The sequence below is a fragment of the Bradyrhizobium sp. SRS-191 genome (assembly GCF_024586915.1).
Lineage (GTDB): Bacteria > Pseudomonadota > Alphaproteobacteria > Rhizobiales > Xanthobacteraceae > Bradyrhizobium.
Genome location: NZ_JANBVS010000004.1, coordinates 196,706 through 210,399, shown reverse-complemented (window position 1 = coordinate 210,399; position 13,694 = coordinate 196,706). Strand labels below are relative to the sequence as shown.

Genomic DNA, 13,694 nt, shown 5'->3' with positions numbered 1-13,694 from the left:
ACGGGCCTTATCCTCTTATGGAAAGCCCCATCTTTTGACCTCCTTTCAGGACTTCAACCTCGCCGACGCGCTGACGCGCGCGCTGAAGGAAGAGAATTACACCACCCCCACCCCGATCCAGGCCCAGACCATCCCGATCGCACTCCAGGGCCGCGACGTGATCGGCATTGCGCAGACGGGAACCGGCAAGACCGCCTCGTTCGCACTGCCGATCCTGCACCGCCTGCTCGAGAACCGCATCAAGCCGCAGCCGAAGACGGCGCGTGTGCTGGTGCTGAGCCCGACCCGCGAGCTCTCCGGCCAGATCCTGGACAGCTTCAACACCTATGGCCGCCACATCCGCCTGAGCTCGACGCTCGCGATCGGCGGCGTTCCCATGGGCCGTCAGGTCCGCGCCGTCATGCAGGGCGTCGAGGTGCTGGTCGCCACGCCGGGCCGCCTGCTCGACCTCGTCCAGGGCAACGCCCTGAAACTGACCCAGGTCGAGTTCCTGGTGCTCGACGAGGCCGACCGCATGCTCGACATGGGCTTCATCAACGACATCCGGAAGATCGTCGCCAAGCTGCCGATCAAGCGCCAGACGCTGTTCTTCTCGGCCACCATGCCGAAGGACATCGCCGAGCTTGCCGACTCCATGCTGCGCGATCCGGCCCGCGTCGCGGTGACCCCGGTCTCGTCCACCGTCGAGCGCATCGCCCAACGCGTCATCCAGGTCGATCACTCGGCCAAGCCGAACCTGCTGGCTCAGCTGCTCAAGGATGAGCCGGTCAACCGCGCGCTGGTGTTCACCCGCACCAAGCACGGCGCCGACAAGGTCGTGAAGAGCCTGGAAAAGGCCGGCATTCCTGCCCAGGCGATCCACGGCAACAAGTCGCAGAACCATCGTGAGCGCACCTTGGCGGCGTTCCGCACCGGCGAGATCCGCACGCTGGTGGCGACTGACATTGCCGCCCGCGGCATCGACGTCGACGGCGTCAGCCATGTCGTAAACTTCGACCTGCCGAACGTGCCCGAGACCTACGTCCACCGCATCGGCCGCACCGCGCGCGCCGGGGCCGAGGGCGTCGCCATCTCGCTCGTGGCCGGAGCGGACGAGCTGTCCTACCTGCGTGACATCGAGCGGCTGACCAAGGTCACGCTGCCGCGCGAGGATCGCCGCACGCCGGGCCTGCGCGAAGCTGCCCCCCCGGCCAAACCGCCTCACCGCGGCGGCCGACCTGGCATGCAGAATGCGCGGACCAACGAGGGCGGCAACGCCGCAAAAGGCCCTCGCCGCCGCCGACGTTCCAATGCTAAGGTGCCGGCTCTGCCAGGCAATCGTCAGGAGCCCAACCGGCCGTCGCAAGGCGGCGGCAAGGCCGGGTCGATTCAAGGCGTTGCATTCCTGCATCGCGAGGGCAGACCCAAAAACCACGCTCACAACCGCAACCAACGGCCAAACTAGACGTCTGTCGATCTGGAGAAAGACATGGCTAAGGAAGAGCTGATCCAGTTCGAAGGGCTGGTCACGGAAATCCTTCCCGACGCGCGCTATCGCGTGCAACTCGACGCTGGGCACGAGATCGTCGCCTACACGGCGGGCAAGATGAAAAAGAATCGCATCAAGACGCTCGCGGGCGACCGCGTGACCGTCGAGATGTCGCCCTACGACCTGGAAAAGGGCCGTCTCATCTTCCGCCACAAGGACGAGCGCCCCAGCACCCCCGGTGGTCCTCCGCGCGGCGCCCAGCGTGGCGGCCAGTTCCGCCGGCGCTGACGTCTGGGGCGGCACGACGGGCCGCCCCTCTTCGCCTTGATGAAGTCTTGCGCAATCAGCGACAATCCAACGCGTCGGCGACCAGCCGGCGCGTCAAAAAAACGTGCGCCCTCCCGCACCTCAGGATTGTTTTGCGCGGCCATTTCCAATAATATATCCCGCAATCGATTTTCGGCCGGACGAGATTAGCTATTACCGGTACAGCCGGTTCAGACGCTGACGACCCTTCCAAAAATTCGATCTAACCAACCCAGGGTCCTGGGTTACGACATTTGATATCTGAGAAGGGAACTACCCCCGTGAGCATGGGAACCGTGAAGTGGTTTAACGCAACCAAGGGCTATGGCTTCATTCAGCCGGATGACGGCGGCAATGACGTGTTCGTGCACATCAGCGCCGTCGAGCGCGCCGGTCTCGGCACGCTGCGCGAAGGCCAGAAGATCTCCTACGAGATCGTGGCTGACCGCCGTTCGGGCAAGTCCTCGGCCGACAATCTGCGCGCTGCCAACTGAGCAGCGGGAGGGCGATCGCCAGATCGCCTCCGAACAAACGAAAGGCCGCCTTGCGCGGCCTTTTTTCATGTCCTGATTTCAGATCTGATTTTCAGGCCGGCCGCCGTCCTCGCCGCGCGGCCCCCGCCCGGCGACAGGCCGCTGCTCAGCAGCTCGTCAACGGGCTGTAGTAGACGCAGGTCGACTGCCGCGGACGGGTGTAGGCGACGTCGCTCAGATTGATGCCGGTCTTGGCCATCACGTAGCCGATGGTCGGGACATATTGGTAGCTCACCTCGCTGAAGATGAGATAGGTGCCGCTGACCAGCAGGTCGGCCGGGATGCCGACCGTCGTGTCCTTCGTGCGCGGTGCGGATCCCTTGCTCCACTTCACCGTCGCCTGCTTCGTGGTCGGATCGACATACAGCTCGGTGATCGTCGCGTTCACCGGGGTCGTCGAATACGGGTACATGATGCCGGTCGACGCGGCGAAGAAGTTCGACATGTCGGTGTCGCCGACCGAGGTCGACTGCGAGGTCAGGTCGGACAGCGTCCGCGCCATCAGCGTGACCTTGCGGTCGACGGCAATCGCCGAACAGAATTCAACGGTGCCGAAGAACATCACCAGCATCAGCGGAACGATGAAGGCAAACTCGGTGGCGGCGACGCCGCTTCGATCGGCGCCGAAGGCGCGAAAGCGACGTAGCAGGCGGCGTTCCATCTTCGACCTCGGTCTATCTTCACAACGCATGATGGAGTTCTATTGGCGTCCTGGAGCCCTTATGAATAAGGCTCGTTCTTGAATGCAGCCGTTCCCACCAGCAGCCGCTTGCTGCCCGACAGGTTGGCGATGTTGTAGCCCAGCCCGGTCACGAAGATCGGCCACTGGTAGAACAGCCTGACCACCACGATGTCGCCGGCGGCGCCCGGGCTATAGGTCATGTTGTTGATGAAGTTGCCGCTGTTGTCGATCTGATTGCTGATCGAGACGCTGCCGAACGACGAGTAGCTCTTCACGTCGATATAGATCTTGTTGCAGTCGAACAGCGCCGGCACCTGGGTGCAGACATAGCTCGCGAACTGCGATTGCGAGTAGGAGCCCTGCTGCGCCTGCCCGGTCAGGATCATGCGCGCGGAGTCCTGCGTGATCGTCTCCAGCACCTGGCCCGCGAAGAACATCAGGGCCGTTTCGATGATCGCGAACAGCAGCGCGAAGAACACCGGGGCAACCAGCGCGAATTCGAGCGCCGCCGACGCCCGCCGGTTACGCCGAAAGCGTCGCAGCAGTCTGCGGAACGATCCATTCGCGGTGGCGGAGGCTTGCATTGTTCGACCCGGATTTGGAAAGGCACATCAACCTGGGTGAAAGAAATAGCGGAAACTCGTTGGGAAAGAGTTTCCTACGATCGGAGCAAGATGGCCGGCGGCCGCAACCAGCCGCTAACCATGCAAGCGTCCGCTGCACGTAAGGGCCTTTGGTCCAGCGCGAGATCGAGATGAGCTATCGAGATCGGGTCAGCCGAAAGCGGCTGATCGAAACGCACACGCGACAAGCCGGGCCGGCATCACCCGGCCACGATCTGGCTCTGACCTCAATGGCGAGACGTCGTCCGTGCCTCAGTTGGTCTTGGCAGACGCGGCATTGCCGGCGGCCTGGCTCGACATCGTGCCGGCCTGGTCGAGCACCGACTTGAAGTATGTGTCGCCATCACCGAGGGTGACGCGCCGCTGGCAGACCGGCATGCAGCTATAGGTCTCGCGGTCCACGCCGCGATAGACCGTCACCAATCGGTCGGTCGGGCCCGCCACCTGGATCTGGCGATCGATCAGCACCTGGCCGCCGCGGTCCATCGCGATGAAGTTGGTGGCGCCATAGCTCTTGCCGGTGACGACGATGATGCCGCCGCTCTGCAGGGTCACGTCGGCGATCATCGGGTTGCCGACGACGAGGGTCGCGACGCGGTCCGGGAGCTTGACGAGCTTGGCCTGGTCGACGTTGACGGCAATGGCAGGGTCAGGATCGGCCGACGCCGCAACCGGCCACAGCAGCAACGCGGCGAAGGCCGCCCGCAATGCGAGGGATACACAAGGACGCGACATACGGAACGACATACTCAACCCCGGGACATTGACGAGCCGTCTCAAGCGATACACAGCGGTGACGGCGCCCCACGCGGCAAATCTGCGCTTAATTGGTGAACGATCTACCAACGCAGCCGAAATCTCTCGAACACCCGTCCGGCCGCTCACCGGCGGAACGGAAACGCCAGCTGGCCGGCGAACTCACCGGGCATCGTCGCTTCATCCTTGCCGTACTCCGCGGGCAGCTGGCCCTCCGGCATCCTGAACGTCCCGAACATGATGTCCCAGAGCGGGAACGTGCCGGCAAAATTGGTGTTGCCGCCTTCTTCCATCGCAGTGTGGTGCCAGCGATGGAAAACCGGGGTCGCCAGGACATATTTGAACGGCCCGAGCGTCCAATTGAGATTGGCGTGCACGAAGGCCGAATGGAACGTCGTGAACGGGCCCACCCAGATCATCACATTGGGCGAGATGCCGGCCATCAGCAGGATCACGTCGACGGCAATGGTGCCGAGGACCAGGTTGATCGGATGAAAGCGGGCCGCCGAGATCCAATCCAAGTCCTCCGAGGAGTGGTGAACGGCATGGTACTTCCAGAACTCGCCGCCGTGGAACAACCGGTGCGTCCAGTACAACATGAAATCGGCGAGCACGATGAACAATAGCCCCTGCAGCCATTCCGGCAATTGCGCCAGCGGGCCATGGCCATTCTCATAAAAGGCGATCAGCTCGTCCGCGTCGTGGATCTTGAAGATCACGCCGGCGCCGAGCACCAGGAAACCGATGCGGAGCACGCGGGCGAACACCGGCACGAAGAACCAATAGACCATGTCGGTGACGAGCTCGCGCTTCTGCCACCACGGCTTGCCCGGATTGCAGGCCCAGAAGTGGCTCAGCACCGAGAAGACGACCGCCACGATCAGCGTGATCGGCAGCACCTTCTCGATGGTCTGGCCGAGCATCAGCACGACTTCCCACGGCAGACCGGACATAACATCCCTCATCACATGAACTTTCCCGACGGGTACTCCTTGGCGCTTAAGGAGCCGTGAACCTCGCCGCTTCCGCGGCAGGAACTGCAGCGTCGAGCAAGCGCCAGATGAGGCAGGATCACGAGATCGGCTTGGGCGATCGTCCTGGACGATCGACTTTGGCGATCGACTTGGGCGATCGAACCGGCAGAAGCACTCCGTCGTTCGTGACCATCACGGGCCGGAGTTGAAAGCCAGGCTGCCTGCTTCCAATTTTCATTGCGCGATTTAGCCCAAATTTACTCTGCGCAAGAACGCCGGTCCGCGGCGATGTTTCATCGGTTGAATTAACTACGCCGAAATTCCTGCCCTCTAGGGTGCCTACATGGTCACGGTGCTGAGAACGCCGCAACGACCAGATTTTGTTCGACCAGCCACGTGTACATGGAGTTACCCTATGAAGAATCTTCTTGCTCGCTTCGTGAAGGATGAATCCGGCGCGACCGCCATCGAGTACGGCCTGATCGCTGCCGGCATCTCGCTCGCGATCATTGCTGCGGTGAACGGTCTCGGCTCCAGCCTGAGCTCCAAGTTCGGCTCGATCAACTCGTCGCTGAAGTAAGCAGTCGCCACGACCGAGCAAAGAAGGCCCCGGAATCCCCGGGGCCTTTTATCATTTGGCCCTTCAGCTTCGCGGCGTTCAGTGATGCGTAACCACGTTGTCTCCGCAGCCGCAGCCCGGCGCCCGTCACGGCAGGTCGATGCGGTCCTGCCCTTGATCTGCAGCGCGCTCGCCCTGTCCATCCTCGCTCTCGCAGCCCGCATTGTCAGCGTCTGGTGAGACCGGACGGCACGACGCCGGATCGTTTCCCGATCATTTATCTGTTGCCGCTAAGTTGGCCGCGCCGGCGCATTCCGCGCCGGTTCGATGCCGTTGAGAGCCCATGACCCTCGATCTCGCGCGCCTGCTGCTATTTCCGGCCCTGATGGCCTTCGCCGCGGCGAGCGACCTGTTCACGATGACCATTTCGAACCGGGTCTCGGTGGCACTCGTCGCGGGATTCCTGGTGCTGGCGCCGCTGAGCGGAATGGGCCCGAACGACATGCTGATGCATGCCGGCGCCGGCGCGCTGCTGCTGGTGATCGCCTTTACGTGCTTTGCATTCGGCTGGATCGGCGGCGGCGACGCCAAGGTCGCTTCGGCTGCCGCCCTTTGGTTCGGCTTCGCCCATCTGATGAACTATCTGTTGTACGCCTCGATCTTCGGCGGCGTGCTCACGCTCGCGCTCATGCAGTTCCGGCAATGGCCCCTGCCCTACATGCTCGCAGGGCAACCCTGGCTTGCGCGTCTCCACGCCAAGGACAGCGGCGTTCCCTATGGCATCGCGCTCGCACTGGGCGCCCTAATGGTCTACCCGGAGACCGAGTGGGTGAAGGCGATCGACGCTGCGCGTCTTGCGTTGCTCTGAAAACACCGTGTGAACGCGGTGTTAAGGCGATTTAGATACGCCTCATTAACCATGCTTTGACGAATAACTGCTCAACTCCCATCACGGCGGCGCAAGCGTCGCGGCGTAATGTGGAAAGTGAAGCGTATGAATACCGCACGCATTGTGGTTCTGACCATCGCTGTGGGCGCTGGCGGCATAGCCGCATATCTGGCGAGCGGGTCCGACGATCGCCCGGCTCCCGTTGCCGCAGTCGCGCCGGCGGTCGAGACGGTCGATGTTCTCATCGCGAAGTCGGACATCCCTCTCGGCCAGTCGATCAAGCCGGAGCACCTGCAATGGCAGAGCTGGCCCGCCGCGACCACGAGTTCCAGCTTCATTCAGCGCAAGGACCGCGCTAAGGGCGATACCGAGGTGACCGGCATGATCGCCCGGGCGCCGTTCATTGCCGGCGAGCCGATCCGCGAGCAGAAGCTGGTCAAGGCCGATGGCTCCGGCTTCATGGCGGCGATCCTGCCGTCGGGGATGCGCGCGGTCTCGACCGAGATCTCGCCGGAGACCGGCGCCGGCGGCTTCATTCTGCCCAACGACCGGGTCGACGTGATCCTGTCCAAGCGCGAGCGGATGCCGGATCAGCCGAATGCCGGCGACATCGTCAGCTCGGAGATCTTCCTGTCCAACATCCGGGTCCTGGCGATCGATCAGGCGCCCAAGGAGAAGGACGGCCAGACCACGGTCGTCGGCAAGACGGTGACGCTGGAGCTGAAGCCGGAGCAGGCCGAGTCGCTTGCGCGGGCGCGGCAGACCGGGACGCTATCGCTGGCACTCCGCAGCATTGCAGATGTCAACATGGCCGAGAAGCTGCCGGATGAGAACAGCCGCAGGCGCAGCGACAGTGTTGCCGTCGTTCGCTTCGGCATTCCCAGCACCATGACGACGCAGAAGTGACCGAGAGGACTACCAAGATGACTTGCAGCGAAAATCAGCGGAAACCGTGGACCCTGATGGTCCGCGCGCTGTCGTTTTCGGCCGCTGCTGCGCTGACCCTTAATCCTGCGCTTGCACCGGTGATTGCGGCGGATTACCGCCCCGCGGCCGCCACGGCTGCCGCCGACGGCCAGATCAACGCGCGCTTTCTCGCGCTCGGGATCGGCAAGTCGGTGGTCATCGACCTGCCGCGGGACATCAAGGACGTCCTCGTCGCCGATCCGAAGATCGCGAACGCCGTGGTGCGCTCGTCGCAGCGCGCCTACATCATCGGCGCGGCGATCGGTCAGACCAACATCGTCTTCTTCGACGCCCAGGGCCAGCAGATCGCGGCCTATGACATCGCCGTGAAGCGCGATCTGAACGGCGCACGCGCAGCGCTGAAGCAACTCTTGCCGAACGCCGACATCCAGATCGAAGGCCTCGGCGAAAGCGTCGTGCTGACCGGCTCGGCCTCGAGCCAGATCGAGGCGCAGCAGGCCGGCGAATTGGCCGCGCGGCTCGCGGGCGGCGCGGAGAAGGTCGTCAACTCGATCACCGTCCGCGGCCGCGACCAGGTCATGCTGAAGGTGACGGTCGCCGAAGTGCAGCGCTCGGTCGTCAAGCAGCTCGGCATCGACCTTTCCGGTCAGCTCAACTACGGCACCGCCGTCGTCAAATTCGCCAACTCCAATCCGTTTACGGCCTATGGCAGCAACCTCGTCTCCAACAACGCCGTGAGCGCGGCGCTGGGCGGAGCGACCCCGTCCGTGCAGGCCACGCTGCGAGCCATGGAGAACGCGGGCGTCATCCGGACTCTGGCCGAGCCGAACCTGACCGCGATCTCCGGCGAGTCGGCAACCTTCATCGCCGGCGGCGAGTTTCCGGTTCCGGCCGGCTATTCGTGCGATCCGACGACCCACGTCTGTACCACGCAGATCAGCTTCAAGAAGTTCGGCATCTCGCTCAACTTCACGCCGGTCGTACTGAGCGAGGGCCGCATCTCGATGCGGGTGATGACCGAGGTTTCGGAGCTCTCGAACGAGAATGCGATCACCCTGTCGCAGGCGGTGAGCGCCACCACCACGAACTCGCTGACAGTGCCCTCGATCAAGACACGCCGCGCCGAGACGACGCTCGAGATCCCTTCGGGCGGCGCGATGGCCATGGCCGGCCTGATCCAGCAGCAGACCAAGATGGCGATCAGCGGCATGCCGGGCCTCATGCAGCTTCCGGTGCTCGGCGCGCTGTTCCGCAGCCGTGACTACGTCAACAACCAGACCGAACTGATGGTGATGGTAACGCCGTTCGTCGTGCGCGCCGTCGCGCAGAAGGATCTTTCCCGTCCGGATGACGGCTTTGCGGCGGCTTCGGATCCGCAGGCCGAGCTCCTGGGCAGCATCAACCGCATCTACGGCGTGCCCGGACGGACCGAACCAGCCCGCAACTATCGCGGCACCTACGGCTTCATCACGGACTGAGCAGGGACCAAGGACTTGCACCCATGACCACGACACCCCGCCTTGCTCGCCGCCGACTGCAGCTTGCCGCCGCTCTTGCCGGGACCGCGGTCCTGCTCGGCGCCTGCAACTTCCGCAGGGACCCGGCCGTCACGGCCAGCATTCCCGACGACTACCGGCTGCGTCACCCGATCGCGGTCCAGGAAGCCCCGGACTCCCTCGTCGTGTTCGTCGGCCAGGGCCGCGGCGGCCTGATGGCCGAGCAGCGCGCCGAGGTCATGGGATTTGCGCAAAGCTGGACGCGCCAGGGCACGGGCGCGATCGTGGCCGACGTGCCGAGCGGCACGCCGAACGCCCGCGCGGCCGCCGATTCGATGCGCGAGATTCAATCCCTGTTCGCGGCGGCCGGCGTTCCGCCGCACGGCCTCACGGTGCGCAACTACCAGCCCAAGGACCCGCGCCAGATGGCTGCGATCCGGCTGAGCTATCCGAAGCTCTCGGCCACCGCAGGTCCCTGCGGTGTCTGGCCGGACGATCTGGGGCCCTCGATCAAGAACAAGAACTGGTTCGACAACAAGCCCGACTGGAACTTCGGCTGCGCCTATCAGCGCAACATGGCCGCGATGGTCGATAACCCGGCCGATCTGGTCCAGCCCCGAGCCGAGACCCCGTCCTACACCGCCCGGCGCACCGCGTTGTTCGAGAAATACCGCAAGGGAGCGTCAACCGCGATCACGTATCCCGAGGCCGACAAGGCCAAACTCAGTGACACAGGCAAATGATCAGCTACGCCCGACAGACCCAAGAGGAGCAGCCTGACGTCGTGCCGCCGCCGGCCGACGATCACATCGCGCCGGCGCCGCGTGTCTCGGTGCAGGCGTTCTGCGAAACGGTGGAAACCGCCGCGACCGTGCAGGCGGCCGGTGAGGACCGGCGGCTCGGCAAGGCGCATCTGAAGGTTCAGATGGGCGGCATGGCGGCGGCGATCGAAGCCTATCGCTCGGCACCGACGCCGAACGTCATCATTCTGGAGACCGATGCGCGCTCCGACATCCTGGCCGGTCTCGATCAGCTCGCGACGGTCTGCGATCCCGGCACGCGCGTGGTCGTGATCGGCCGTGTCAACGATGTCACGCTGTATCGTGAGCTCGTGCGCCGCGGCGTCAGCGACTATGTGCTGTCGCCGGTGACCCCGATCGACGTCGTGCGTTCGATCTGCAACCTGTTCTCGGCGCCGGAGGCCAAGGCCGTCGGGCGCATCATTGCCGTGGTCGGAGCCAAGGGCGGCGCCGGCGCATCCACCATCGCGCACAATATCGCCTGGGCGATCGCCCGCGATCTGTCGATGGATTCGGTGGTCGCCGATCTCGATCTCGCTTTTGGCACCGCCGGCCTCGACTACAACCAGGACCCGGCGCAGGGTATTGCGGACGCCGTCTTCTCGCCCGATCGCATCGACATCGCCTTCATGGACCGGCTGCTGTCGAAATGCACCGATCACCTCAGCCTGCTGGCCGCGCCGGCGACGCTCGACCGCGTCTATGATTTCGGCGCCGAGGCGTTCGACGCGATCTTCGACACGCTGCGCGCCTCGATGCCGTGCATCGTGCTCGACGTGCCGCACCAATGGTCGGGCTGGACCAAGCGCGCGCTGATCAGCGCCGATGACATCCTGATCGTCGCAGCGCCCGATCTCGCTTCGCTGCGCAACACCAAGAACATGTTCGATCTGCTCAAGGCGGCCCGCCCCAACGACCGCATGCCGCTGTACTGCCTGAACCAGGTCGGCGTGCCCAAGCGGCCGGAGATCAATGCCAGCGAGTTCGCCAAGGCGATCGAAAGTCCGCCGATCGTGACGATCCCGTTCGAGCCGCAGATCTTCGGTGCGGCCGCCAACAACGGCCAGATGATTGCGGAGATGTCGCCCAATCATCGGACGACCGAGATGTTTCTCCAGATCGCGCAGCGGCTCACCGGCCGCAGCGAGACCAAGAAGCCGAAGGGCTCCTTCCTGTCGCCTCTGCTGGACAAGCTGAAGGCGAAGTAAGCACGCGTGGAGTTTTAGGTCGTGTTTGGTAAGCGTAGCGGAACGGACAACGATACAAGGACCCTCAGGCCGGCCGCGCCAGCGCCGGAGCTGGCGCCGGCCGCCCCCCGTGCGGCCGCCCCGGCCGTGTCGTCGCCACCTCTGGCCCCGACCCGGCAGGCTGCTCCGCCGCCCCCACCGGTGGTCGAGGCCCGACGCTCGGACAATTACTACCAGGTCAAGGCGACGATCTTCGGGGCGCTGATCGAGGCGATCGACCTCGCCCAGCTCGCGAAGCTCGACGGCGAATCCGCGCGCGAGGAAATCCGCGACATCGTCAACGAGATCATCGCGATCAAGAACATCGTGATGTCGATCGCCGAGCAGGAGGAGCTGCTCGACGACATCTGCAACGACGTGCTTGGATACGGTCCGCTCGAGCCCCTGCTGTCGCGCGACGACATCGCCGACATCATGGTCAACGGTGCCGGCACGGTCTTCATCGAAGTCAACGGCAAGATCCAGCGCACCGGCATCCGCTTCCGCGACAATCAGCAATTGCTGAACATCTGCCAGCGCATCGTCAGCCAGGTCGGCCGCCGCGTCGATGAATCCTCGCCGATCTGCGACGCCCGTCTCGCCGACGGCTCCCGCGTCAACGCCATCGTGCCGCCGCTGGCGATCGATGGGCCCGCGCTCACCATTCGTAAGTTCAAGAAGGACAAGCTCACTCTCGATCAGCTGGTCAAGTTCGGCGCCATCTCGCCGGAAGGCGCGGAAATCCTGCAGATCATCGGGCGCGTCCGCTGCAACGTGCTGATCTCCGGCGGTACCGGCTCGGGCAAGACGACGCTGTTGAACTGCTTGACCAACTACATCGATCATGACGAGCGCGTCATCACCTGCGAGGACGCGGCCGAGCTTCAGCTGCAGCAGCCGCACGTGGTGCGCCTGGAAACCCGGCCGCCCAACATCGAGGGCGAAGGCCAGGTGACCATGCGCGAGCTGGTCAGGAACTGCCTGCGTATGCGTCCCGAACGGATCATCGTCGGCGAGGTCCGCGGCCCGGAGGCGTTCGACCTCCTCCAGGCCATGAACACCGGTCACGACGGCTCGATGGGCACCTTGCACGCCAACAACCCGCGCGAGGCACTGTCACGCTGCGAATCCATGATCACCATGGGCGGCTTCTCGCTGCCCTCGCGGACCATCCGCGAGATGATCTGCGCCTCGATCGACGTCATCGTCCAGGCCGCCCGCCTGCGCGACGGCTCCCGCCGCATCACGCACATCACGGAGGTGATGGGCATGGAAGGCGACACCATCATCACCCAGGACGTCTTCCTCTACGACATGGTCGGCGAGGACGCGAACGGCAAGATCATCGGCCGGCATCGCTCGACCGGTATCGGCCGCCCGCGCTTCTGGGAGCGTGCGCGCTATTACGGCGAAGAGAAACGGCTTGCGGCTGCGCTCGACGCTGCCGAAGTCGCGAGCAAGGAATAGAGGGCACCCCCATGAAGTTTCAGGCTCTCGCCCTCGCCTTCCTCGCCGCGACCGCCATCGGCGGCATCGCCTGGGTGTTTCTGTATCCTCTGCTGTCCGGCGAGCGGAAGGCCGAGCAGCGGCGCAGCAGTGTCGCCAAGGCCGAGCCGGTGGTGCGGCAGACCGAACGCACGCAGCGCTCGCGCCGCGAGCAGGTCGAGACCTCGCTGAAGGATCTCGAAGCCAAGGCGCAGAAGCAGAGCAAGGTGCCGCTGAACGTGCGCATCTCGCAGGCCGGCCTCGACTGGACAGTGCAGAAGTTCTGGATCATCTCCGGCGTTCTCGGCTTCGCCGTCTCCGCCGTCACCTTCTTGGCCGGCGGTGGTCCGCTCGGCGCGCTCGGCCTCGGCTTTGCGGCCGGTCTCGGCCTGCCGCGCTGGATTCTCGGCTACCTGAAAAAGCGGCGCGAGAAGAAATTCCTGGCGGCGCTGCCGGACGCCGTCGACGTCATCGTCCGAGGCATCAAGGCCGGCCTGCCGCTGTTCGAGTCCATCAAGGTCGTCGCCGCCGATGCGCCGGATCCGCTGCGCAGCGAGTTCCTCGCGATCATCGAGACCCAGGCGATCGGCATGCCGCTCGGCGAAGCGTGCGCGCGGCTGTATGAGCGCATGCCGCTGCCTGAGGCCAACTTCTTCGGCATTGTCATTGCGATTCAGCAGAAGTCCGGCGGCAACCTCTCCGAGGCGCTGGGCAATCTTTCGAAGGTGCTGCGCGACCGCAAGAAGATGGCCGAGAAGATCCAGGCGATGTCGATGGAAGCCAAGGCCTCTGCCGGCATCATCGGCTCGCTGCCGCCGATCGTGATGCTGCTGGTCTACCTGAGCACGCCTGACTACATCTCGCTGCTCTGGACCCATCCGACCGGCCAGCTGATGCTGGTCGGCTGCGTGATCTGGATGTCGATGGGCATCCTGGTCATGAAGAAGATGATCAACTTCGATTTCTGAGG

At 64.4% G+C, this 13,694-nt stretch carries 15 protein-coding genes; 11 read left to right on the top strand and 4 right to left on the bottom strand.

Annotation, left to right across the window (positions count from 1 at the left end):
• The first annotated feature begins 34 nt into the window (after positions 1 to 34).
• The 3 genes from NLR35_RS09725 (at position 35) to NLR35_RS09715 (ending at position 2,268) form a co-directional block, all read left to right on the top strand.
• A complete protein-coding gene (locus NLR35_RS09725) occupies positions 35 to 1,444 on the top strand; it encodes a DEAD/DEAH box helicase (protein WP_257166344.1) in 1,410 nt (469 codons plus the stop codon).
• 24 nt (positions 1,445 to 1,468) lie between these two features.
• The gene (gene infA / locus NLR35_RS09720; RefSeq protein ID WP_006612154.1) at positions 1,469 to 1,756 is read left to right on the top strand and encodes a translation initiation factor IF-1; all 288 of its coding nucleotides are present in this window, start codon (positions 1,469 to 1,471) and stop codon (positions 1,754 to 1,756) included.
• 299 nt (positions 1,757 to 2,055) lie between these two features.
• Entirely contained in the window at positions 2,056 to 2,268 is a 213-nt protein-coding gene (locus NLR35_RS09715) for a cold-shock protein (protein ID WP_006612155.1), read from the top strand.
• Positions 2,269 to 2,413: 145 nt separating this feature from the next.
• Here the strand turns inward: NLR35_RS09715 and NLR35_RS09710 are convergent, their stop codons facing one another.
• The 4 genes from NLR35_RS09710 to NLR35_RS09695 form a co-directional block, all read right to left on the bottom strand.
• The gene (locus NLR35_RS09710; protein WP_257166343.1) at positions 2,414 to 2,968 is read right to left on the bottom strand and encodes a TadE/TadG family type IV pilus assembly protein; all 555 of its coding nucleotides are present in this window, start codon (positions 2,966 to 2,968) and stop codon (positions 2,414 to 2,416) included.
• A 59-nt stretch (positions 2,969 to 3,027) separates the two neighbouring features.
• A complete protein-coding gene (locus NLR35_RS09705; RefSeq protein WP_257166342.1) occupies positions 3,028 to 3,573 on the bottom strand; it encodes a TadE family protein in 546 nt (181 codons plus the stop codon).
• A 291-nt stretch (positions 3,574 to 3,864) separates the two neighbouring features.
• Positions 3,865 to 4,359, bottom strand: a complete 495-nt coding sequence (locus NLR35_RS09700; protein WP_374940802.1) for a pilus assembly protein N-terminal domain-containing protein — start codon at positions 4,357 to 4,359, stop codon at positions 3,865 to 3,867.
• A 134-nt stretch (positions 4,360 to 4,493) separates the two neighbouring features.
• Complete coding sequence (locus NLR35_RS09695) at positions 4,494 to 5,321, bottom strand: sterol desaturase family protein (protein WP_257166340.1); 828 nt, start codon at positions 5,319 to 5,321, stop codon at positions 4,494 to 4,496.
• A gap of 436 nt (positions 5,322 to 5,757) precedes the next feature.
• Here NLR35_RS09695 and NLR35_RS09690 point away from each other — a divergent pair, with 436 nt between their 5' ends.
• From NLR35_RS09690 to NLR35_RS09655, 8 genes are all read left to right on the top strand, one after another.
• Positions 5,758 to 5,922, top strand: coding sequence for a Flp family type IVb pilin (locus NLR35_RS09690; protein WP_008964729.1), 165 nt, complete (start codon positions 5,758 to 5,760; stop codon positions 5,920 to 5,922).
• 322 nt (positions 5,923 to 6,244) lie between these two features.
• Positions 6,245 to 6,769: a prepilin peptidase gene (locus tag NLR35_RS09685; RefSeq protein ID WP_257166339.1), complete on the top strand. Its 525-nt coding sequence runs from the start codon at positions 6,245 to 6,247 to the stop codon at positions 6,767 to 6,769.
• Positions 6,770 to 6,895: 126 nt separating this feature from the next.
• Positions 6,896 to 7,696: a Flp pilus assembly protein CpaB gene (cpaB, locus tag NLR35_RS09680; RefSeq protein ID WP_257166338.1), complete on the top strand. Its 801-nt coding sequence runs from the start codon at positions 6,896 to 6,898 to the stop codon at positions 7,694 to 7,696.
• A 17-nt stretch (positions 7,697 to 7,713) separates the two neighbouring features.
• Positions 7,714 to 9,195 carry a type II and III secretion system protein family protein gene (locus NLR35_RS09675; protein ID WP_257166337.1) on the top strand — a complete coding sequence of 494 codons (1,482 nt, stop codon included), beginning with the start codon at positions 7,714 to 7,716 and terminating at the stop codon, positions 9,193 to 9,195.
• A 23-nt stretch (positions 9,196 to 9,218) separates the two neighbouring features.
• Positions 9,219 to 9,956: a CpaD family pilus assembly protein gene (locus tag NLR35_RS09670; RefSeq protein ID WP_257166336.1), complete on the top strand. Its 738-nt coding sequence runs from the start codon at positions 9,219 to 9,221 to the stop codon at positions 9,954 to 9,956.
• On the top strand, positions 9,953 to 11,221 hold the full coding sequence (locus NLR35_RS09665; RefSeq protein ID WP_257166335.1) for a CpaE family protein: 1,269 nt from the start codon (positions 9,953 to 9,955) through the stop codon (positions 11,219 to 11,221). Before NLR35_RS09670 ends, NLR35_RS09665 begins: the two co-directional genes overlap by 4 nt.
• Positions 11,222 to 11,242: 21 nt before the next feature.
• Positions 11,243 to 12,706, top strand: a complete 1,464-nt coding sequence (locus NLR35_RS09660; protein ID WP_257166334.1) for a CpaF family protein — start codon at positions 11,243 to 11,245, stop codon at positions 12,704 to 12,706.
• 11 nt (positions 12,707 to 12,717) lie between these two features.
• Positions 12,718 to 13,692: a type II secretion system F family protein gene (locus NLR35_RS09655; RefSeq protein WP_257166333.1), complete on the top strand. Its 975-nt coding sequence runs from the start codon at positions 12,718 to 12,720 to the stop codon at positions 13,690 to 13,692.
• Positions 13,693 to 13,694 lie beyond the last annotated feature (2 nt).